The organism is Micromonospora profundi (genome assembly GCF_011927785.1).
Taxonomy (GTDB): Bacteria; Actinomycetota; Actinomycetes; order Mycobacteriales; family Micromonosporaceae; genus Micromonospora; species Micromonospora profundi.
Genome location: NZ_JAATJK010000001.1, coordinates 1,452,955 through 1,475,039, shown reverse-complemented (window position 1 = coordinate 1,475,039; position 22,085 = coordinate 1,452,955). Strand labels below are relative to the sequence as shown.

The following is a 22,085-nucleotide window of genomic DNA, read 5'->3' as shown; positions in this document are numbered from 1 at the left end:
TCAGTCCCGCGGGCAGTTCTGGTAGACCGCAAGCTGCCACCGGCCCTCGCGCTTGACGAGAATCCACGAGGCCCGGATGGCCGCCTCGTCCGACAGCTCGGTCTCGCCGGGCGCCAGCACGCCGCCCTCGGTGAGCACCGCGACCGCGCCGTCCCCGAGCACCTTGACGTCGATCGGCGATCCGGTGACGCGCGTGCCCCGGTACCGCCCCGCGTACGCCGTGGCCATGAACTCCCGGATCTGGTCGCGCCCCTTCTGGTAGACGCCCGGCAGGATCAGCGTCCCGTCCGGTGCGAACAGGTCGGCGAAGGCATCGGCGTCGTGGGCGGCCCACGCCGCTACCATGCGCGCGGGAACCGCCGTGATATCGGCCCTGTCGGTGCCGGGAATGGCCGGTGCGGTGGACATGGGCTCACCTCTCGTCCTAGGGCTGGAGACCTTCGCCCGAGACGTTGGCATAGCCCGCGGGGCCCCACATCTTGCGAAGTGCTGCCGCCCGCCTGACAGGCGCCGCCCGGCCGGCTGAGCAAGCCCGGAGTCGCCGCCGGACGCGCCGTCCTGTGACGGTGGCGGGAACTGCGCCACTTCGCCGCTGGAGGTCTCGCATGGCAGTTCAATCCCGTTCCGGTGCCGGTCCGGACGACCCGCGGAAGAGGAGAATCGATGTCTGGCTGACGGATCCGACCAAATGGGCGACGGACGCGGTGGACGTCGCCCTGTCGGCGGCGGACGAGTTCAACCAGGCGCACCCGGAATATCACGTCGTCATCACGCGGTTCGACTTCCAGCAGATGCCGGCCGAGGTGGCCCGGGCGGTCGAGCAGGGCGCCACCCCGCACGTCGTCGAATACCACGACGCCGTCACCCGGGTCGCGCTCGACACCCTCGGGCCGGACGGATCGCCGCTGTTCACGGCCATCGGCCCAGCCATCGCCGGACGCGCCGAGATACTCGGCGAGCCCGTGGTGCTGGGCGACATGATGCCGGCGATCCGCGACTACTTCGGCTACGCCGGCGAGCAGATGTCGCTGCCCCGCACGGCCTCCACCATGGTGCTCTTCGCCAACATGGACCTGCTGGCCAGGGCTCGCGTGGCCGAGCCGCCGCGCACTTGGCGCGAGGTCACCGCGGCCTGTCAGGCGCTCGCGAAGGTTCCCGGCGGCCCTGCGCACGGCATCGCCTGGCCCAACTTCTACTGGCCCTTCCTGCAGGCGGCCGCGCAGCAGGGCGCGCTGATCGCCGATCACGACAACGGCCGGTCGGGCCGGGCCGAGCGGGTCGACCTGGCCTCGACCGCGATGCTCGCCTTCGTCGAGTGGTGGCGGCGCCTGCACCGCGACGGTCACTTCCGCTACTCGGGTGAGCTGCGGGATTTCCCGGACTGCTTCGCCGCGTTCGAGAATCAGGAGGTGGCATTCATGCTCAGCTCCTCCGTCGACGCCTCGCACATGCTACGGCGAGGAGAGCGGAACGGATTCACCGTCGGGTTGGGCCCGCTGCCGCACAACGACGAGGTGCCGCTGGCCGGGAACGTCCTGGGTGGCATGTCGCTCTGGCTTGCCGCCGGCCTCGACCCGATCGAGCAGGACGGCGCGCTGGCCTTCATGCAGCACCTGGAGAACCCGCGCAACGCCGCTGTCTGGGCCCGCGAACACTACCGCATCCCGGTCACCCGGACGGCCGCCGACCTGCTCGACCGGGAGGGCCGGCCCCCGCACCTGCGGGTGGCCGGCGACCAGCTCGAATCGGCGGACGGCTCCCCGGCGGCGCTCGGGCCCCTGCTCGGTGGGCACGCCGAGATCATGAGCGAGCTGACCGGCGCGATGCATGATGTCCTGACCGGCGGGGCCGAGCCGGTTGCCCGGTTCCGCGAGGCGAACACGCGGGCACAGAAGATCCTCGACGCCTACAACGCGTACTGCGCCGGGCCGCCGCGGCGCAGCCCCGACCTGCTGGCCGTCAGCATCTGAGCGCCGGGTGCGCCGTCCCGGCCCGAAGCCGGGACGGCGCACCGGCGGCTCAGCGTGCGTACGGCTTACGGGCGGACACGATGACGTACCCGACCTGGTCGCTGCGCGCCGCGAAGAAGCCTATGGTGTTGCGCGAGAAGCTGGCGACCGCGTCCTCGCCGAACTTCGCGACCACCTCGGCCCGCCGCGCCGTCGCGGCCTCCAGGAACTTCGCCTTCCGGCCGTAGACCCGGGGACCGCACTGGGTGTACTCCTCCACCTCGAAGCCGGCCGCCCGCACCCGCTCGGTCCACTCGGCCAGCGACGGCAGGGCGGTCAGCTTTATGCTGGCCATGAACGTGGCCAGCCGCCGCGGGTCGCTGTCCGACTCGCGGCTGAAGTCGGACAGGGTGAGCCGGCCGCCCGGGCGCAGCACCCGGTACAGCTCGCGCAGCACCTGGTCGAGGTCCGTCGCGTTCTGCAGCGACTCCAGCGCCAGCACCGCGTCGAACGTGCCATCCGGGTAACTCAGCCGCATGAAGTCGCCGAGCTCGAAGCGGGCAAGGCCGCCGACGCCGTTCGCCTCGGCCCGCTGGTTCGCCTTCTCGACCTCGAACGCGCTGACCGTGACGCCGGTTACCCGGACGCCGAGCTGCCGGGCCAGGGCCACCCCCGTCTTGCCGGGACCGCAGCCCGCGTCCAGCAGGTGCTCACCGGCCCGCAGGCCGAGCGTGTCGGTCACCTTGCGGCTGATCCGCTCGATCGCCTCGGGAAGCGTCGCCTGGTCCTCCCGGTCGTACCAGTAGTACATGTGGACCTGGCCGTCGCGGAACTCTGCCTCGATCGGCGACCGCTCGTCGTAGTGCCGGCCCATGTCGACGGGGTTCATCGCGTCACCCCCTTCAGCGAGCGGGCGAACCGGCGGATGTCACCGACCAGCAGCTCGGGCTGTTCCAGGGCCGGGAAGTGCCCGCCGCGGTCGAACTCGGTCCACTGGCTGAGCGTCGGCAGGATCAACTCGGCGAACCGACGGACCGGCCGCACCGCGTCCCGCGGGAACGACGCGACGGCGACCGGCATGGTCAACGGCCACGGACCGCCCCAGGTGCGGGCGAACTCGGCGTCCCCGTGGGACGACTCGTAGTAGAACTGGGCGCTGGAGCCGGCCGTGGCGGTCAGCCAGTAGATGGTGACTGCGGTGAGGATGTGGTCACGGCTCACCGCGTCCTCCGGCACCTTGGCCGAGTCGGTCCACTCCTTGTATTTCTCGGCGATCCAGGCCAACTGCCCGACCGGCGAGTCGGTCAGCGCGTAGGCCAGGGTCTGCGGCCGCGTCGACTGGATCTTCTGCCATCCCATGCCGTCCTGGATGAACCGCAGGCCGAAGTCGAGCCGGGCAAGGTCGGCGTCGTCCAGGCCGGCCATCGCCGCCGGGTCGGGCGGCGGGAGCGTCACGCACATGTTGATGTGCACGCCTGCGACGTGTTCGGGGTCGGCCAGGCCGAGCCTCAGCGAGATCGGTGAGCCCCAGTCCCCGCCCTGCACGGCGTAGCGCTCGTAGCCGAGTCGGCGCATCAGCTCCTTCCAGGCGCCGGCCACCCGGCCGGTGTCCCAGCCGGTCTCCCCGGTCGGGCCCGAGAAGCCGTAGCCGGGGATCGACGGGATGACAAGGTGGAACGCGTCAGCCGGGTCACCACCGTGCGCGACCGGATCGATCAGCGGGCCGATGATGTCGAGGAACTCGGCCACCGTCCCGGGCCAGCCGTGGGTCAGGATGAGCGGCATGGCCCCGGCCTCGGCCGACCGGATGTGCATGAAGTGCACGGTCGCGCCGTCGATCTCGGTGAGATGGTGCGGGTACTCGTTCAGCCGGGCCTCGACCGCCCGCCAGTCGAACTGGGTCCGCCAGTAGCCGGCGAGCTCCTTCACGTAGTCCAGTGGCGCACCGCGGTCCCAGCCGACGCCGGGAATCTCGTCCGGCCAGCGGGTGTGGTCGAGACGACGGGCCAGATCGTCGAGGTCGGACTGCGGGAAATTGATGCGGAACGGGCGCATCCGGCAACCTCCGGAATCAGTCGTGAGCCGCTACGAGCGGCGCGGGGGCGGGGGCGGGACGGCCGGATCGCCGCAACGTGCGCAGGATCCGGCCGGGGCGGAGCAGGGCCGTCGGCTCGTCGATGAGACCGGCGACCCGCATCAGGGCGTTCGTGAGGCTGGGGTCGTGCACCGCGGCCCGCTGCACGCGGGTGACGTACGCGTTGATGAAGCGGACCTTCGCGCTGCGGGGGCCCGGCACGCCGGCGTAGCCGAGGTCGGCCGTCGCCGCGAAGTCCCACGGCGAGTCGATCTCGCGGGCGATGTCGCGGAAGAACGCCACAGGCGACGGCACCGCGGACTTCGTGAGCTGCTCGGCCAGGGCGCGCGACTGGATGGCGGCGACGGCCATGCCCTGGGCGTAGACGGGGTTGAAGCTGCACACCGCGTCCCCCATCACCAGCAGGCCGTCCGGGAACCGGGTTAGGCGCTCGTAGCGGCGGCGGACGCTGGCCGGGAAGCGGAACATCACCGCGTCGTCGATCGGCTCGGCCACCCGGACGGATTCGTAGATCTCCGGCACCGGCACCGAGCGTACGAACTCGAGGAAGCCGTCGGGGTCGGTCGGCGGATGGTCGCCGAGCACGCCGGTGAGCGACAGCTCGACCAGTCCGTCGTCGCCGGGAAGCCGGTAGTAGAACGCGCCGCGCGGGTGCGAGGGCGTGGCCGCCGCGATGATGGCGATGTCGCGGCCGAACGGGTCGCGCGGCACCCGGAAGTGCCGCGTGGTGTACGCGAGGTCCACCTTCACCTTGTCCTCGGCGGGCCGGGCGTAGCCGAGCTCCTCGAGCCAGGCCGGGGTCCGCGATCCCCGGCCGGTGGTGTCGACGACCAGGTCGGCCGTCAGCAGCTCGACGCCGGAGCGACCGTCGCGGGGCTGCACGCGGACACCGGTGACCCGGCCGGCGCCGGGTGTCGTGGCCAGCCCGACGATGTCGTGCTGCTCGAGGAAGCGGATGCTGCGCACCTTCTCGACTCGGTTGCGCACGACCCGCTCGATGACCGGCCGGGTGCACGGCACCGACAGCAGGCCGGTGCGGGCCGGGCTGAGCAGCATGCCGTTGAAGTACCAGCGGATGTCGCCGCTGAAGTCGCCGGGCCGGATGCCGGCCGCCTCCATGTCGCCGAGGAGGCCGGGGAACTGCTTCTCCAGGATCTGCTGGCCGCGGGCGACCAGGCCGTGGGCATGGCGGCCGTGCGGAACGCCGCGGCGGGGACCGGCCACCCCCGCCAGCTCGTCGCGGTCCACCACCAGGACTTCCGGGTAGACGTCGGCGAGCACGTGGGCGGCGAGTAGGCCGGCCAGGCTGCCGCCGAGCACGACAGCGCGGGGTACGTGCTGCTCAGGCATAGCGATCTCGTCCTCACTGTGCGGACCGTGAACCCCGTGCCGAGCCAGGGGCCAAAGCCAGCATCGGAGAACGCGACGGGCCGGGCACCTTCCGCTGTGCTGCCGAAACGTGACGGGACGGCAGGAACACGACCGTGGCCGGGCTTGAGCGAGGCTCGACCAGGGCTCGATCCGTGTCCCCCTCGGGATGCGAGCCCGTCCGGGCAAGGTGTTATCTGCAAGTGTTCAAGCAATCACTGGGGGTGTCACATTGAACGGCGCCATCAAGTCCGCCATCGCGCGTATCTGGACAGATTACAGCGGGCCGTTATCGCTGGACGAGATCGCCCGAAGCGCTATCCTCAGCCGGTTCCACTTCTCCCGGGTCTTCCGCACGGCCACCCGGGTCTCGCCCGGGCGCTATCTGTCCGCCGTCCGCATCTACCAGGCCAAGCGCCTGCTCGCCACGACCACGCTGAGCGTCACCGACATCTCCTTGGCCGTCGGCTACAACAGTCTGGGCTCGTTCACCAATTACTTCACCGACAGCGTGGGCACCTCGCCCAGCCGGTTCCGTCGCATGTGGGTCGAGGGCATGCGCGGGACGCCGCAGCCCGACCGCCAGACGCAGGGCACCGGTGGCACCATCGTCGGAACGGTGACCCTGCCCTCCGGGTTCGCCACCGCCCAGGTCTACATCGGCGCCTTCGAGACGCCAATCATCCAGCGCCGGCCGGCGGCGTCGACCGTCGTCGAGGCGGAGGCCGGTCGGCACGCCCGCTACTGTCTCGCGGACGTTCCCCCGGGGCAGTGGTACATCCGGGCCGTGGCCACCGCCGACAGCGCCGACCCGGAACCATGGACGCGCCGGTCGATGCTGCTCGGCGACGTCGATCCGGTCGCCGTGTCCGACAAGTCGACAAGCGTGGTCGGCATCGCGCTGCGCCCCAGGCGGGTGACCGACCTGCCCGTCCTCTACGCGATCCCCGACCTGGAGACCGAGAGCCTGGGTCGGCCCACCCGGACCAGACGGAGCGCATGAGGCCACGGAGATGGGTCCGCCGCCACGAGCATCTCGTGGCGGCGGACCCTACTCCGGGTGTGTCACCGGGCGAACTGACCGGGCCGGCGCCCGGCCCCGGCAGGCCCGCGGTAGGCCTGGGCGACGTCCAGCCAGCGGTCGGCCTCCGCGCCCTTGGCGATCAGGGCCAGGTCGGCGCGGTGCCGGCGACGACTGACGAGCAGCGCGAAGTCGGCGGCGGGCCCGGTCACCCGCTCGGTCGCGTCGGCCGGCCCGAACTCCCAGACCACCCCGGACGGACCGGTCAGCTCGACCCGGAACTCCTCCTGCGGCGGCGTCAGGCCGTGCGCGTGGTAGCCGAAGTCGCGGGTGCGGACGCCGAACCACGCCAGGTGGCCGATCCGGTCGGTCAGCCGGCGGGTGCGCCCGAGCGCGTCGGCGATGTCCTGGCCGTGGCCGAACAGCTCCATCATGCCGGCCGCGGCCAGCACGCTCGGCGGCAGCGGCGTGACCAACCAGGGCACCGTGGCAGTGGGCTCCACGGCCGCGAGCGCCTCGGCCGCCGCGGTGCGCTCCTGCCGCCACCGGTCCACGAGCTCGTCCGGGGACAGCTCGAGATAGGGGGGAAGGGCCGCCTCCACCGCGCCCTGGAAGTTCCGCTTGGCGTCGGCCACGTGGGCGGCGAACGTGTCCGGCTCCCGGGCCGACAGCGCGGCCAGCCGGGACACGAAGGCCAGGTGGGCGATCTGGTGTTTGACCGTCCACCCCGGAGCGGGCGTGGGCGTCGACCACTCGGCGTCGCTCAGGCCGAGCACCAGCGCCTCGACGTCGTTGCCGTCGGCGGTCAGGTCGTCGTAGACGGTTGTCGGACTCGACATGGTTCCTCCAGGTGATTCGCCTATACCGAGGGGACGACCACGGGCCGTCCGGCCCGGGCCGCCGGCGGGAGTGACCCGAGATAGCGGACGTCGACGCCGCGGGCCCGGGCGGCCCGGACGATGCCGGGGACGGCCCGCTCGGCCAGGGCGGCGATGGTGAACGCGGGATTGACGGTCAGCGCTCCGGGCACGGCCGAGCCGTCGGTCACGAAGATGCCGGGGTGCTCGCGCAGCTCGTTCATGTCGTTCAGGGCCGAGGTCGCGGGGTCGTCGCCCATCCGGCACGACGCCAGCGGATGCACCGTGTACGCCCCGATGACGTCGTTGGTCCACGGCATCACCCGGGCCAGGCCGTCCCGCTCCAGGATGTCGCGGATGTCGGCGTCGGCCAGGGCCCATCCGTGCCGCGTGTTTGCCGTCGGTTCGTACCGCAGGTTGCCCCGGCTGAGCATCTGCATCGAGATGCGGTCGGCGTTGCCGGTCAACGGCGGCGGCCCGAAGACGCCTTCGTTGTCGTCCTCGGACATGATGAAGATGGTCAGCCACGACTGCCAGCGCCGCAGGATCTCCTTCTTGTCGGGCCCGAACCAGGTCGGTCCGACCGCGTCGGGTGCCTGCGCGAGAATCGTGCCGAAGCCCGGCGGGAAGTAGAGCTGCTCGAGCGAGTAGCGGCTGAACTCGGGCAGCGAGCCGTCGAGCCGGTCCCAGCTTGCCGCGGAGGGACCCCTGCCGATCTGGTTGGCCGCGTAGGCCAGGCCGTCGCCACGGTCGAGGCCGAGCACCTCGCGCACCCGGTCCTCGTTGAGCACGGCCGTGTTGAGCCGTTCCCCGTTGCCGGAGAAATAGCGCCCCACCGCGGCCGGCATGGCCCCCAGCTGCTCCTCGGAGCGCTGCAGGATGACCGGCGTCGCGGCTGCGCCGGCCGCGACCACGACCACCTTCGCCTCGATGACTCCGGCGGCTACCTGCACCCGGTAGTCGACCGGGTCGACCACCGTGTAGTGCACGCGGAAATCGCCGCCGGTGGTGCGCTCGATCCGCTGCACCTCGTGCAGGGGCAGGATCCGGGCGCCGTGTCCGACGGCGGCCGGCAGGTAGTTGAGCAGCAACGAGCGCTTCGCGTCGAACTTGCAACCGGACATCATCCAGTTGCAGTTCGTGCAAAGATCGGTGTCGATCGCCGCGGCGACCGGATTGGCCGTACGGCCGGCGTGGTCGCAGGCCGCGGCGAACACGCCGCCGGAATAGGTGACGTCGTCCCAGCTGCTGCAGGTGATCGGCAGGGCCTGGGCGACCCGGTCGTACCAGGGATCGAGCGTCTCCCGCGTGACGGCGGTAGGCCACATCCGACGCCCCAGGCTGCCCTGGCGCTCGAACACGAAACGGGGCGCGCGGGGCATGGCCGCGAAGTAGACGACGCTGCCGCCGCCGACGCAGTTGCCGCCCAGCACGTTCATGCCCTCGCCCATCGTGAACTCGAACACCCGGGTCGATGACGAACCGAACTTGAAGTCGTGCTCGAACTCGTCGGCGGCCAGCCACGGCCCTCGCTCCAGGACCGTGACCGAGGCGCCACCGGCGGCCAGGTGATAGGCGGGGATCGCACCGCCGAAGCCGCTCCCGACGACCACGACATCGGTCTGCCTGAACGCTGTCACTCGGGATCACCTCTCGGGGTCGTCCGCGGATGGATCGCGGCGAGGGGGCGGCCGTACGAGAATCGGGGGAACCGCCAGGCGCCGTCCGGATCGGGCGGCATGAAACCCATGGCGGTCAGGCCCGGGTGGCCCGCCGCCAGCGCCTCGGTCGTGTGCATGTGCGCGCCGGTGTCCCAGGCCATGGCGCTGAACATGGCCAGCGCCACCCACAGCTCCTGCTCCGGGTGTCCCGGGCTCAGCAGTTCCCGGGCCAGCGCGATCCGGTCGGCGAACGCCAGCGCCACGAACGGCGTCACCGCCGGCTCCGGAGTGAGGCCGACGCGGGCCGCATAGTCGCGCGCGTGCTCGTTCAGACCGTCGGCGAGGTCGTCCAGGGTGTCGGCCAGGCCGCCCTCCGGGGAGAGCATCAGCTCGATCGCCCCGGAGGCGACGGCCCCCCCGCCGGTCGCGGCGCCGGCGATCGCCCGGTCCTCCGGGCCCCGCTTCTCGCCGGGAATGATGGTGTCGGCGAACGCCTCCAGCGTGAGCACCTGGTCGGTCGTCAAAGTCGTGTCCATGGCCCCTCCCTCACGTCCGGGGCGTGTCGAAGAACGCCGGGAAGCGCGTGGTCAGGCCCAGATCGCCGCGGGCCTTCATCCGCCCTCGCAGGAACAGCATCCTCGGGCTCGCGTTGCCGGTGACCATCTTCAGGAAGTCGACCGGTCCGAGCGTGAGGGTCAGCCGGGGCGTACGGACCGGTTCCGCCGACACCGCGAGCGTTCCCCTCGAGATCACCAGTTCCAGCACGTCGGCGCCGCCGTCGGGCCGCCCGGTCACCCTCCAGTGCACGACCGCATCGAGATCGCCGGCACGCTCGGCCACGAAGACCGCAGGCAGGTCGGCGGCGATGTCGGCGACGAGCGGCGCGCGACGCGGCGATCGCATCAGTTCCAGCAGTTGCTCGTCGGTGGCCGCCTTGACCTGCCGGGCGAAGGCCAGGCGGTCGGCCAGTGGACTCGTGTCGATCGGGCTCATCCGTCGCCCCGCGTGCCGGGCGACACGTCGTAGCCGGTGGTGGCGATCAGCTTGGCCATCGCGGCGTACTGGCTGCTGTCCTGGCCGGGCCGCGTGCCCAGCCCGTCGACGTAACGGTTGAACATGCAGAACGCCGCGGCGATCAGCACCGTGTCATGGATCTCGACGTCGGTCGCCCCGGCCGCCTTGGCCCGGCTCACCAGGGACGGGGTCACCTCACGCCCGCCCTGCTGCACGGCGGCGGCGATCGGCAGCAGGGCCTTCATCAGCGTCGAGATCGGGGCTGAAGCGGGGTCCGCGTGCACGTCGGCCACCAGGCCTGAACCGCCCTCGAGCTGTTCCGCCGCGAAGGCCGAGTGCGAGTCACGGCAGAACTCGCACCGGTTCAGGCCGGACACGTACGCGGCGATCAGCTCGCGGTCGCCCCGCGACAGCGAGTTCGGCTCGACGAGCAGCGCGTTGGCCAGCTGTTGCAGGGGGCCTCCGGTCTGCGGCCGGTAGGCGAGGAGACCCATGATCCCGGGGAGTATGGTCTCGTCGATTCCAAGTTCGATGTGCGCCACGGATTTCACCGTCTTTCGTAGGCGTCGACGGGACGACGCGGTTGTCTTGACCGTGGCACGGCTGCCGCGACCGTTCAGCTTCCACCGTGCCGTTCCGCCGTGGCCGCGAACGCGTCCCGGCCGTCGAGCTCGATGACGCGTACGGGCCGCGCGGTGAGCACCGCGACCGCGCCGAGATAGCCCGGCTCGGCCCGCAGGTCGACGATCCGGGTCGTCCCCGGCAGCTCCGGCCGGCCAGGGAATCCGATCAGCCGGGCCGGGCCGTACGGCGTCCCGACCGTCACCTCCCGCATCGGAATCCGCAGCCCGTCCCCGGTCGCCTTGAGCACCGCCTCCTTCCGCGTCCAGCAGCGAAAGAACGCCTCGACACGAGCCTGTCGACTGCGCACCGCGCGGAACGCCGGCTGCTCCGACGCGCCGAGCACGAACGGCACCATGGCGTCGACGTCGATGCCGGCGTCGACCTGCTCGACGTCGACCCCGACGGGCGCGTCGGCGCACAGCGCCACCGCCACCCGGTCACCCGAGTGCGAGAGCGAGACGTACGGCGCGCCCCCGGCCAGCACGGGACGACCGTGCAGTCGCCGGCAGTCCGGGCAGGCGCGGCGGATCTCGACCCCGCCCGGACTGCCTCCGGACGTCACGGCCACCGCGACCTTGAGCAGCGCGGTGGCCGTGGTGAACCGCCGTCGCGCGGCACGGCGGTGGATCGACTCGGCGCGGGCCCGTTCCGGCTCGCTCAGCAGCTCCTCGCACCACCGGGGAGCGTGCGCCGGGTCGATCCACCACACCCGACAGTCGACGACGGCCGGCTTCACACCGGTTGCGGGGCGGGCGCCTGGCGGCGCTCCCGCAGCCACTTGATCCACCACATCAGGCCCCGGCCGAGACAGACCAGCGTCGTCGCGAAGAACAGCGTGTACACGACGTCGAAGATCATCAGGACGCCGTAGACGGTGCCGACACTCGCGCCGAACATGAACTGCGCCCGCGGCTTGCTCGGGGTCGTGCCGGGGTCGGTCACCATGTAGTTGGTGAACAACAGGAACGCCACGCCGGTCATCGGCACCAGGGCCGCGTACAGGGCGATGTCCCAGCCCCACCAGCGGATCAGCGCCTGGATCACGAACGAGCCGAGCCAGCCCAGGATCAACGGCACCTTCTTGGTCAGGACGGAGTTGAGGACCGTGCCGGCGGTCAGCAGGATGACCGGGATCATGATCCGGAACACGTCGGGCACGTGCTCGGTGAAGTGGTACGGCGGGGCGATGTTGACCCACGAGAAGAGGACCAGCGTCGCGGTAATGCCGAAGTTGGACGGGTTCATGAAGTGCCGCCAGCGCCCGTTGATCGGCGCGATGAGGACCGCCTTCTGGCCGACGCCGATCACGACGGCCAGGGCGATCGGCCAGAAGCGGTCGTTCGCGTACAGCAGCATGTTGACCGCGAGCGTGGTGATGTAGGCCGGGAGCAGATAGGTGTAGACCCCCCACGCCCCGTGCCCGGCGAACGCGGGGACTGTCCTGCTGGCCCACGCCGCGATCAGCCCGATCACGATCTCCAGGCCGAGGCCGATCGCCAGCGCGAAGAACGGCCACGACCACGGTTGCTCGAAGCCGAGAATCGTGTAGCCGAGAATATTGAAGATGCTCATCGAGATGGCGAAGTTGCGCAAGGCCAGGTAGCGCGGGTCACGACTGTCCACGCGGGGTGGCCGCGTGGCCCGCTTGTCCGCCGCCGCCTGCAGCACCGGCGGAATCGGGGCCGGTGAGACGGGGATGGTGGTCGTGACGCTCTCGGTCGTCGTCATTTCGCTGCTACCTCCTCGGCCTTGTCGGTCAGCATCAGGTTGTGCCAGCCGGGGGCCAAGCTGATCGTCTGCGTGTGGGCAACGCCGTCCAGGTCGCGCCAGCTGATCTCGGCCGACACCGGCTGCGCGCCCGCGTCGCCGAGGCCGAAGAACACGTCGAAGCTCCGCTTGCCGGAGTGACCGCCGCCGCCGTCGAGCTGGGCGATCTGCCGGCTGCCGTCGGTCCTGGTCAGGACGACCTTGGCGCCGTAGGCGGGCGTGCCGATCGCCGCCGCGCCGGACGTCACCGGGCGGTACAGGCGCAGGCCCAGGAAGTCACCGCGGTCGGCGGCGGTGTTGCGGTAGAAGGCCGGCGGTCCGAACTGGCGGGCGACCGCGAACTCCTGCCCGCCGTCACCGTCCGTGTCGCTCACCGCCACGCCCCGGGTCGGGGTAGTGTCGGCGTCCAGACCGAGGTCGGCGCTGAGGTTGGCGTACCGGCCGTTGCCGTCGCGGACCCAGAACGCCATGGGTTCGTGCCCGGCGATGTCGTCGCCCGGCTCGGCCTTGGGCCACATGTCCGGGTTCTCGAGCAGCAGGTCGTTGCTCATGGCCAGCTCCTGCAGCCAGTTGAACCGGTTGGTCGTGCCGCGCACGAACCCGCAGGCCTGCACGACGGCCAGCTGGCCACTGTTGTCGAAGTCGGCCATCTTGGCGTCCCAGCCCCAGCCGGTCCACGCCATGTCGAGGTCGGCGGCGTCGTTGCGGAACGGCGCCCGGCCGTCGGAGAGGTTCTCCCGGGCGGCGGCCGCGCTGCCCGCGGTGTTGACCCAGACGAAGTTGCTCTCCTCCAGGCCCCACGACGTGGTGATGTTGCTGACGAACGCGTCGAACCGCCCGGTCCCGCTCAGGTCGCCGAACTCGATGGACATGCCCTTGAACGAGTCGTGCCCAAGAACCAAGGACTTCGGGGTGAACGCGTCCCGCTTGCCCTCCACCAGCTCGAACCTGATGTTCCCGGGCGTCGACCGGTTGTGGAACATGCGGTCCTGACCGAAGTCGTTGGCCAGGTAGAGCTCGGGCAGGAGGTCGCCGTCGAGGTCCGCCGAGCTGGCACCGAGCGTCCAGCCGGTGGAGTAGCGGGGATCGATGGCCGGCTGCTCCTGGTAGGAGACCGAGGTCGCGGTGGCCCGGGTGAACCGCAGGAGGTGCGCGCCGCCGGCGTTGGTGGCCCGCGACATCGAGTGGTTCATCTGTACGTTGGGGTGCCCGTCGGGATCGAGAACGCCGCTCTCCGGGAAGTAGTTGAACACGCCGAGGTCCGGGTGCCCGTCACCGTCGAAGTCGGCCACCGCAACGGCGTTGGTGTTCCACTGCTTGCCCTGGTAGGTGCCGTCGGATCCGGTGGACGGCGCGATCAGCTCGATGGGCAGGTATTTCGCCAGGCTCGGCGGTCCCGCCTCGCCGCGGTGTAGGAACACCACCGGCGTACGGCCCCAGTAGTAGACCAGCAGGTCGGCCCAGCCGTCGCCGTTGTAGTCGCCGGGGACGCAGCCCATCGGCGCGATCGCGTCGTTCATGGGCAGCGGGGCCGGGTCGAGCACGAACGGCTGGTAGGTCTCGCCGCCTGCCGGGGCCGGGGTGACGATCGCCGCGTCGGACCGGGTGTCCACGAGGCACAGGTCGTTGGCCACGCCCTGACTGTCGAGGTCGTTGACCGAGATGGCCGCGCCGACCGACGAGATCCACGACCGGATGTGCTGGTACCGCGGGTTGACCACCCGAATCGACTTGTTCGGGAGGTTGTCCGGCAGCGCGATCGGCATCTCGGCGAACCGGAACTTCGAGCTCAGGGCGGCCCTCTCGGCCGCCGAGGCCGTGGGCCGCTGCGCCACCACGAACAACGTGGCGGCCAGGGCGAGGACGAAGAGCGCGGGAGCGAGTTTGCGGACCACCGCGACGGGGCTTGATCGCATTGGATCCTCTCATCTCTACGGAATTGGCGTCACCCGACGCCGGGCGGGGCAGCGAACACTGCCGTACGAATCGTGGATTCTGCGCGGGCCTGCTTTCTTCTCGCGCAATGCTCGATAGCGGCCGCGATCAGGCGGCGTGCCGCAGTTCGCCGTTCAGGAAGAGCAGTGCGTCATCCCCGGGCCGGCGCCACAGGGAGAGAAGCCGCCCGATGTAGATAGTGTGATCGCCGGCCTCGTGGGTCCGTTCCAACGCGCATTCCAGGTGAGCCAGCGAGCCGTCGATAAGGGGCGCGCCGCTGCACGCCCCGGACGACCACGGCACGGCGTCGAACTGGTCCCGCCCGATCGGCCGGCGCTTGTCGGCGAAGTAGCGCGCCACCCCGGTCTGGTCGGCGGCCAGGATCGACACCGCGAACGCGGTCCGCTGCCCGAGGACCTCGTGCATGAGCGCGTCGTGCCCGACACAGACCAGGATCAGCGGCGGATCAAGAGACACCGCGGTGAACGAGTTGGCGGTCATGCCGTGCGGGAACTCGCCACCCACCGTCACCACGGTGACCCCGGTCGCGAAGGCGCCGAAGACCCGGCGCAGGGATGTCTTCTCGAAGACGGTCTCCTGGAGCTTTTCCATGTTTGCCTCCACCGACCCCCTAGGCATAGGGCAGCAGCGCCTTGGCCAGCGTCTCCGGCACCCGAGCCGGAACCGTCCGGGTGTTGGGCCCGCGCATGCAGGCGACTCGCTGGCTACCGCGCGCGACAAGCGTCTCGCCGTCCCCGTCGCGCCGCACGTAGTCGAATCCGAACTGCACCTGGGTCTGGGCCAGCTCGGTCAGCCGCATCCGGATCAGCAGCTCGTCGAACGCGGCCAGCTCCGCGAAGAACTCGCAGTCGACCTTGAGCGTGAACAGTTTCAGATCGTTCCGCAGATCGTCGAGGACCGCCGGCGCCCTATCCTTCAGGAACATTTCCCGACACCGGCCCTGCCACCGCAGATAATTGACGTAATAAACGTTGCCCACCATGTTGGTTTCCTCGAACCCCACGGTGTGGCGGTATTCGTAGTATTTCTCCACGGCCATTCACGCCTCTCCGCTCGCCATAGCCACGGCGACCGTTTCCGGCCCCCCGGACAGTCGCGTGACCAGGGTGGCGACCCGCTTGTCGCCGTGGCCGAGCACGACCCAGCCGGCCGGCCCGGCCGCGATCACCCGCCAGTCCCCCGCCCCGGCCGCCTCGACCCGCGTCGCAGCGGTGTCCAGAGGCTCGCCGGTCGCCTCGGCCACCCGCTGGGCCGCCTCGAACCGCGAGCCGAGCCGATCGGCCCACTCCCGCGCAGTCCGGCCGATCATCGGCACGGGTTCCGCCCTGGCCACGACCGGCGACCCCAGCAGGTCCCCGGCCGCGCGTTCCACATAGCAGCCGAGCAGCACCGGGTGCCAGGGGCCGGAGCCGTCACCCTTGCGCACCGCGCGCAGGCGCAGCCCCTCCCACCGTTCGACGACCCGGCCGCCCTCATCCCGCAGCGCGACGTCGTAGACGTAGGTGTCGCCGTCGCGCGACCGTTCGGTGGCCTGGAACCGCAGCGCCGCGGCGTCGTGCATGGCCGCGCCGGCCGGCACGATCCGGTCGATCCCCTGCGGCAGCAGCGTGGCGTCGGGCACGCAGACCTGGTTGCCGTGCATCATCGCGTCCCGGACGCCCGGATCGCCGAGCAGCAGCGTCGACGGCAGGTAGGACGCGAACCAATCGGTCGCGAGGTCGGCGGTCACGTCGACGTCGACGTCACGGGCCTCGGCCCGGTGGTAGGTTCGCAGCCGCTGGAACCTGCGGCCCTGAAACAGGATCGGGCCGTAGAGGTCGGTCGCCGGGTCGAGCGGGACGGCGGGCCCGCCGGGCTCGACGGGCTCCGGCGACCCGGCCGCCGGGATCGTCGCGTCGAAGCGCAACCGGGCCCGGAAGTGGTCGGCTCCGAACGCGGTCTCCTCGCTGCGCAGCGCGACCTCGACGACCGGCCCGGTGTCCACGGCCGCGATCCGGATGCGGGTGCTGCCGTGCGGCGGCACGACGATCGGCCGCAGGAACTCGGCGTCGTCGACGACCGGCGCGCCGGTGTGGCCCGTGACGGCCGCCGCCACCTGGGCCATGGCCTCCATGCCGAAGACCGCCGGGAAGAGCTGGTTGCCGTCGAGCAGGTGGTCGGCCAGGTAGAGATCGGTGCCCGCGCTCAGCTCAACCTCGCAGACGAGCTCCACGCCCGGATAGCGTACGAGCGGGCGGTCGACGAACCGCAGCAGCGGCAGGTCGGGCTCGGCGTAGCGCATCGTGCCGATCCCGTGGGTCCGGCCGCTGATCACCACCGTCCCCGGGCTGTCCGGGTCGGACAACAGCCGCCGGAGCACGGCGAGGCCCTGATCGGGCGTAATGGCGCTGACCCCGTCGCGGTCGAGCGCGTCGACCACGTCCAGCTTCTCGCCCATGCCGACGCCCGACCACACCGACCACTCGAGGCAGAGCGTGCGGCAGTGCGGATGCAGCCGACCGAACTCGGCGGTGGCGTCGTCCAGCCACTCGTTCGCCGTGGCGTAGTGCGCCTCGCCGGGCAGCCCGGCGTGGCCGATGATGCTGCCCAGGGAGACCAGCAGCCGCAACTGCTGCGGATCGACCGCGGCCAGCACCGCGTGCAGGCCGTCGACCTTGGGCGCGAGCGTACGAGCGAACGCGTCCCGGTCCAGGGTGACCAGCGACGCCGGCTCGTTGCGGCCCGCCCCGTGCAGCACCGCGGTGATCGGGCCGAGGGCGGCGCTGAGCGCGCCCACCGCGCGCTGGACCGACGCACGGTCGGTGACGTCGGCCTGCGCGTACTCGACCACGATGCCGGCCTCGGTCATCCGCTGCAGATTGGCCGCCAGCTCGGTGTCGCGGGCTGGGTCGGAACGGCCCAGCAGAGCCAGCCTGGCCCCGCTGTCGCAGGCCATGGCCAGCGCGCACTCGGCGGTGATGCCCTTACCGCCGCCGGTCGCCAGCAGCACGTCCGCGGACGTGAGTGCCGGAACCGTCCGGGCCGGTTCGAACGGCAGCACCCGCAGCCGCGGGGTCCGGCGGGTGCCGTCGGCGTCGTAGAACACCTCGGCGAACGACTCCGTCGCCGCGGTCTCGGCCGTCACGCGGGCCACCGCGTCGTCGCCGGTGGCCAGGTGCACCACCGTGACCCGGGTCGGCGGCGACTCCAGGTGCAACGTCTTGGCCAGGCCGGCCGCGCCCCGGCCGTGCTGCACGAGCACGAACCGCCGGTCCGGCGCGCCCGCCAGCACCACCTTGGCTCCGCGCAGGGCCAGGTCGAGGTCGTCCGGGCCGCAGTCCGGCGGCAGGCAGACCAGGACGCCCGCGCCCACCCCGGCCCGGGCCAGGCTGTCGCTCAAGTCGCCGGCGAACGGGTGGTCGCCGGGCGAGAAGACCTGCCAGGCGCCGTCTGTCTCGGGTGCGACGCGCGGTGGGACCGGGGCGACGTCGAGGTCGACCGACCACGGCCGGACCCAGGGCGCCGCCCCTTCCGGCGCTGCCGAACGGGCTGGCGCGTCGGTCCCGGCGGTGTCCGACAGGGCCTCGTACGCTTTCGCGAGCTCCTGCACTGTCGACGTCGCGAAGTTCGGCGGCACCTGCCCGGCCGGCACGCCGAGTCGGCTGGCGACCTGGTTGACGATCTGGCCGACGGTGATCGAGCTCAGGTGCAGGTCGTCGAGCAGCCGGCTTTCCGGGCGCACCAGGTCGAGCGGCAGCTCAGCCCGTTCGGCGGCCAGCTGCCGCAGCAGTTCCAGGCCCGAAGCCGCAGGCTCGGCGGTCGTGACCGCCGGGGTGTCGGCCGGAGCCACGGGGGCCGGCGCGGCCGCCAGGGCCGCCGCGCCGATGCTGTCGGCTGGGGCCGCCTCGCACGGGCTGGCGAAGAACGACTGCTCGGCCCCGACCTTGAGGGGCCGGATCAGGCGGCCGTGGAACAGGCGCGAGTCGACCGCGGCCGCGCCGACCACGAACGCGGCCCCGACCACCCGCAGCACGCCGGTCAGCGACTCGTCGTCGGTGTCGAGCGCCACCGCGCGCAGGTCTGCCGAGGCGGCCAGTCCCGAGAGCACCTGACCCGGGCCAACCTCGATCAGCAGGTCGACCTCCTTGGCGGCCAGCGCGATCGCCTGCTGGAACAGCACCGGATCGGTGATCTGGTCGCGCAGCAGCCCGGTCAGGTCGGCGTCGGCCGGCACCGGTTCGCCGGTCACGGTGGAAATCACCCGCCCGGTCAGCGGCGCCCAGACGTGGTCGTCAATCGCGCCGCCGAACACCACGGCCGCCTTGGCGACCAGGGGCGAGTGAAACGCGTGCGACACGGGCAGCCGGCCGGCGTCGTACCCGGCGTTGCGAGCCCGGTCGCAGGCCGCCTCGACCGCCTCGACCGGCCCGGCGACGACGGTCTGCCGGGGTCCGTTGGCCGCGGCGATCACCACCCCCGCGCCGCGGATCAGCTCCTCGACGTCCGCGGCGGGCGCACTGATCCGGGCCATCCCGCCGGTCATTCCGTGCTCGCCCATGGCCCGGCCGCGCTGCACGGCCAGGCGCAGCAGCGCGTCCTCGTCCATGGCCCCGGCCCAGTGCAGGGCCGTGAGCTCACCGAGACTGTGGCCGACGGCCACCGTGGCGTGCACGCCGAGCGCGGTGAGGACCTGCAGGCCGGCGAGCGAGCCGGCGACGATCCGCGGCTGGGCCACCTCGGTCGCCACCATGTCGCCGTCGGTGGGCAGCGCGGCCTTGGCGAACACGGCGTCCGCCTCGGCGAACCGGCGCCGCATCGCGCCGCCGCTGGTGCCCCGGCCCGAGCCCTGGCCCGGGAACAGGAAGCCGAGCTGGCCGCACTTGGGGAAGTGGCCGAGCATGGTCCGGCCGTCCGCGCTGAACGCGGTGGTCTCCCCCGCCTCGACCTTGTCGAGCAGGCTGCGCAGGCGCTCCGTGGCGTCCTCGGGCGACCGGGCCACCACCGCCGCGCGGTAGGGCAGGTCGCGCAGCTGCCGGTGCAGGGTGGCGGCCAGGTCACCGAGCTGGGCGTACGACAGCACGGGCACGAACTCGGTCAGCTGCCGCAGGCGGTCAGCCAGCTCGGCGGCCGAGCCGGCGTCGACCAGCAACAGCTCGCAGTCCTGGATGGCCGCCGCGATCGCCCGGCTGCGGGCGTCGAATCCGTTGCGCCGCCGCGTGTTCTCGAGCACGACGTGGGTGTTGATGCCGCCGAAGCCCATGGCGGTCACGCCGGCCCGCACCGGGACGTCGGCCGGCCACGCCTCGGCCTGCCGCAGCACCCGCAGCGTCGCGTCCGGAGCGGTCAGCACGTCGTGGGGGTCGTTGCAGCCCAGCGCGGGCGGCAGCACCTGGTGACGCACGGCCATCGCGGCCCGGATCAGGCCCGCCACGCCGGCGGCGGCCTTGGTGTGGCCGATCATCGCCTTGGCCGAGCCGATCACGGCCGGCGTCCCGGTGGCCCCGGCCGAGCGCCGCGCCTCCGACAACGCCCGCAGCTCGGTCGCGTCGCCGACCGGGGTGCCGGTTCCGTGTCCCTCGAACAGGGCCACCGTCTCGAGGCCGAACCCGGCCCGCTCGTACGCCCGCCGCATCGCCAGCTGGTAGCCGCTGAGCTCGGGCCGGGTCATGCCGCCCTTGCCGTCCGACGACATACCCCAGCCGGCCACCGTGGCGATCACGCGGCGGCTGTCGCGCGCATCCTCCTCGCGCATCAGCACGACCATGCCGCAGCCCTCACCGGGCCAGAACCCATTGGCGCCGCGGTCGTAGACCTTCATCTCGCCACGGGCCAGCGCCCCGGTCTTGGCGAAGCCGATCATCTCGAACGGGTCGATCGACAGGTCGACGCCGCCGGCCACGGCCACATCGACCGTGCCGTCGACCAGGGCGTTGCAGGCCGTCGCGACGGACAGCAGCGACGACGAGCAGGCGCCGTCGACGGTGAAGCCGCCGCCGTTGAGGTCGAAGTAGTTGCAGATGCGACCGGCGATCGTGTTGGACAGGCCACCGGCCAGGGTGTCCTCGTCGACGCCAGGGAACGGTGCCTTGTACGTCTGTTCGAGCTCGGCCAGGAAGGTGCCGAGCCGGTCGTCGTCCCAGCCCTCCCGCCGCAGCGCCGCGGCCACCGTACGCCGGACGAACGGCCAGCGCAGGCGCATCTGCCCGGCCCGCGAGAACTCGCCGGTGAGGCTGTTGCCCACCACCACGGCCGTACGCTCCCGGGGCAGGCCCGCGCCGTCCGGGAAGCCGGCGTCGGTCAGCGCCTGCGCGGCGACGTCGAGGGCCAGCCAGTGGGTCAGGTCGGTCGACCGGTAGGTGCTGCCGGCCACCTTGAACGCCACCCTGTCGAATCGGTAGCCCTCGATGACGGCGGCCGTCCGGGCGTAAAAGCGGTCGGGCGCGGCCGGGTCGGCGGCCCAGTAGTCGTCGAGGTTCATCCGTTCCGACGGCAGCCGCCGGAAGGCGCGGCGCCCGGCGAGGGCGTTCTCCCACAGCTCGCGTGGGCTGTCGGCGTCCGGATAGCGGCAGGCCATCCCGACTATTGCGATGCGGGTCACGTTCTACTCCGTCGCGGTCAGTTCGAGGTGGCCGGATCGCACAAAGGCCTCCGAGACCCGCCGGCGCCAGACTTCGTACGCCGGCATCGGGCCGTCGGCCGGAAGACCCGTCATTGCCTCGTCGGTCACCTTCTGGGCCAGCGCCACCGGCTGGCCGCAGAAGATCTGGGTGGCCGTCTCGTTGTGCGGGCAGATCAGGTTCGCCCGGGCTCGCGCGCCGGCGGCGAAGGCCGCGCCCTGGGCCAGCTGCGCCCGGTAGTCGCGGCCGTGCTCCCAGAGCGCGGTCAGCTCCGCCTCGGTGGCGCCGCCGGCGTACGTGGCGGCCAGCCCGACCCCGCTCCAGAGGTCGGCCCGGCGGCGGCTCGGGAACCGCTCGACCAGGCCGGCCACGACGGCGGGGTCGGTGCCGCCGATGAACCACAGCGCCCGGCCGATGCCCTGGTCGACGGCGCGGGGCGCGTAGTCCCGCGACGTCGTTTCCTGCCACGGCGGCGAGCCGTTCTCGTACTGGTCGAAGACGTAGCGCCCGGTGCGGAAGTAGGCCTGGTGAAACCCGTAGCCGTCGAGCACCAGCCATCGCAGCAGCGGATCGGGGGCGTGCAGGGACGGCCACCGCATGCGGGGCACCCGCGCCATCGCCCATCCGACGCCGACGTAGGCCATGTAGACGTGGTCGGCGCCGGCGCCGTCCAGGAACCGCTCGACGTTGCGCCCGCCTGGGCGCAGCGCGTCGCGGACGGCGAAGGCCATGGCCGCGCCCTCGTGCGCGAAGCCGCGGAACCGGGTCGGCACGGCCGCCAGCGGCGCCTCGGCCTCGGCCGGCGTGCGCGCCTCGGCCGCGATCGCGTAGCCGTCGAGGAACGTGCCACCGATGGACTCCAGAAGCGTGCGGGCCTCAGTGCTCTTGACGTAGAAGCCGCGGACATCCAGCCCGGTGGCGGATCGGCTGGGTGTCATCACCTTACGGCGAATTGCTCGAAGAGCTTTCATCGGTGGGCTACTCCTGTGCCGCTAGTCGACAGATAAGGATCTCGATGCGAGTCGGCCAAGTGCCCCGAGCCTGACAAGGCGCCGGTGGAGTGTCTTCTTTGGTGTTGCCGGGAGCTACCGCGACGCCGGCCCGTCCCGCTACTGCCGCGCGAGTGATCGCCGGCCGCCAAGCAATCCGTGAGATGCGCCGGTCTCGATCACGTCAC

General features: G+C 71.8%; 18 protein-coding genes. 2 read left to right on the top strand and 16 right to left on the bottom strand.

The genetic code is table 11. The features are described from left to right. Entirely contained in the window at positions 1-408 is a 408-nt protein-coding gene (locus F4558_RS06540; protein ID WP_167943511.1) for an SgcJ/EcaC family oxidoreductase, read from the bottom strand. 197 nt (positions 409-605) lie between these two features. On the opposite strand from F4558_RS06540, the gene F4558_RS06535 reads away from it, so the two are divergent. Continuing rightward, positions 606-1,970 carry an extracellular solute-binding protein gene (locus F4558_RS06535; protein WP_167943510.1) on the top strand — a complete coding sequence of 455 codons (1,365 nt, stop codon included), beginning with the start codon at positions 606-608 and terminating at the stop codon, positions 1,968-1,970. A 49-nt stretch (positions 1,971-2,019) separates the two neighbouring features. On the opposite strand, the gene F4558_RS06530 is transcribed toward F4558_RS06535, so the two are convergent. The 3 genes from F4558_RS06530 to F4558_RS06520 are packed head-to-tail and all read right to left on the bottom strand — an operon-like array spanning position 2,020 to position 5,394. Beyond that, positions 2,020-2,838 (bottom strand): class I SAM-dependent methyltransferase, encoded by an 819-nt coding sequence (locus F4558_RS06530; RefSeq protein WP_167943509.1) that lies wholly within the window; start codon positions 2,836-2,838, stop codon positions 2,020-2,022. Beyond that, a complete protein-coding gene (locus F4558_RS06525) occupies positions 2,835-4,004 on the bottom strand; it encodes an epoxide hydrolase family protein (protein WP_167943508.1) in 1,170 nt (389 codons plus the stop codon). The genes F4558_RS06530 and F4558_RS06525 overlap by 4 nt, the downstream gene beginning before the upstream one ends. Before the next feature lie 16 nt (positions 4,005-4,020). After that, entirely contained in the window at positions 4,021-5,394 is a 1,374-nt protein-coding gene (locus tag F4558_RS06520; RefSeq protein WP_167943507.1) for an FAD-dependent oxidoreductase, read from the bottom strand. Between the two features lie 250 nt (positions 5,395-5,644). On the opposite strand from F4558_RS06520, the gene F4558_RS06515 reads away from it, so the two are divergent. Further along, entirely contained in the window at positions 5,645-6,415 is a 771-nt protein-coding gene (locus F4558_RS06515; RefSeq protein WP_167943506.1) for a helix-turn-helix transcriptional regulator, read from the top strand. Positions 6,416-6,477: 62 nt separating this feature from the next. On the opposite strand, the gene F4558_RS06510 is transcribed toward F4558_RS06515, so the two are convergent. From F4558_RS06510 to F4558_RS06455, 12 genes are all read right to left on the bottom strand, one after another. Continuing rightward, entirely contained in the window at positions 6,478-7,272 is a 795-nt protein-coding gene (locus tag F4558_RS06510) for a TIGR03084 family metal-binding protein (RefSeq protein ID WP_167943505.1), read from the bottom strand. Between the two features lie 20 nt (positions 7,273-7,292). Further along, positions 7,293-8,930 (bottom strand): GMC family oxidoreductase N-terminal domain-containing protein, encoded by a 1,638-nt coding sequence (locus F4558_RS06505; RefSeq protein WP_167943504.1) that lies wholly within the window; start codon positions 8,928-8,930, stop codon positions 7,293-7,295. Next, the gene (locus F4558_RS06500; RefSeq protein WP_167943503.1) at positions 8,927-9,487 is read right to left on the bottom strand and encodes a DUF5987 family protein; all 561 of its coding nucleotides are present in this window, start codon (positions 9,485-9,487) and stop codon (positions 8,927-8,929) included. Before F4558_RS06500 ends, F4558_RS06505 begins: the two co-directional genes overlap by 4 nt. A 10-nt stretch (positions 9,488-9,497) precedes the next feature. Next, positions 9,498-9,944 (bottom strand): SCP2 sterol-binding domain-containing protein, encoded by a 447-nt coding sequence (locus F4558_RS06495; protein ID WP_167943502.1) that lies wholly within the window; start codon positions 9,942-9,944, stop codon positions 9,498-9,500. Further along, positions 9,941-10,507, bottom strand: a complete 567-nt coding sequence (locus tag F4558_RS06490; RefSeq protein ID WP_167943501.1) for a carboxymuconolactone decarboxylase family protein — start codon at positions 10,505-10,507, stop codon at positions 9,941-9,943. Before F4558_RS06490 ends, F4558_RS06495 begins: the two co-directional genes overlap by 4 nt. A 74-nt stretch (positions 10,508-10,581) precedes the next feature. Continuing rightward, a complete protein-coding gene (locus tag F4558_RS32080; protein ID WP_167943500.1) occupies positions 10,582-11,325 on the bottom strand; it encodes a 4'-phosphopantetheinyl transferase family protein in 744 nt (247 codons plus the stop codon). Beyond that, entirely contained in the window at positions 11,322-12,317 is a 996-nt protein-coding gene (locus F4558_RS06480) for an enediyne biosynthesis protein (protein WP_167943499.1), read from the bottom strand. The genes F4558_RS32080 and F4558_RS06480 overlap by 4 nt, the downstream gene beginning before the upstream one ends. After that, positions 12,314-14,272 carry a CRTAC1 family protein gene (locus F4558_RS06475; RefSeq protein ID WP_167943498.1) on the bottom strand — a complete coding sequence of 653 codons (1,959 nt, stop codon included), beginning with the start codon at positions 14,270-14,272 and terminating at the stop codon, positions 12,314-12,316. Before F4558_RS06475 ends, F4558_RS06480 begins: the two co-directional genes overlap by 4 nt. A gap of 127 nt (positions 14,273-14,399) precedes the next feature. Then, positions 14,400-14,903 carry a flavin reductase family protein gene (locus F4558_RS06470; protein ID WP_167943497.1) on the bottom strand — a complete coding sequence of 168 codons (504 nt, stop codon included), beginning with the start codon at positions 14,901-14,903 and terminating at the stop codon, positions 14,400-14,402. Between the two features lie 19 nt (positions 14,904-14,922). After that, positions 14,923-15,345: an acyl-CoA thioesterase gene (locus F4558_RS06465; protein ID WP_167947277.1), complete on the bottom strand. Its 423-nt coding sequence runs from the start codon at positions 15,343-15,345 to the stop codon at positions 14,923-14,925. Between the two features lie 6 nt (positions 15,346-15,351). Further along, entirely contained in the window at positions 15,352-20,889 is a 5,538-nt protein-coding gene (locus F4558_RS06460) for a type I polyketide synthase (RefSeq protein ID WP_167943496.1), read from the bottom strand. Positions 20,890-20,892: 3 nt separating this feature from the next. Beyond that, a complete protein-coding gene (locus F4558_RS06455) occupies positions 20,893-21,879 on the bottom strand; it encodes a DUF1702 family protein (RefSeq protein ID WP_167943495.1) in 987 nt (328 codons plus the stop codon). Positions 21,880-22,085: the final 206 nt, after the last annotated feature.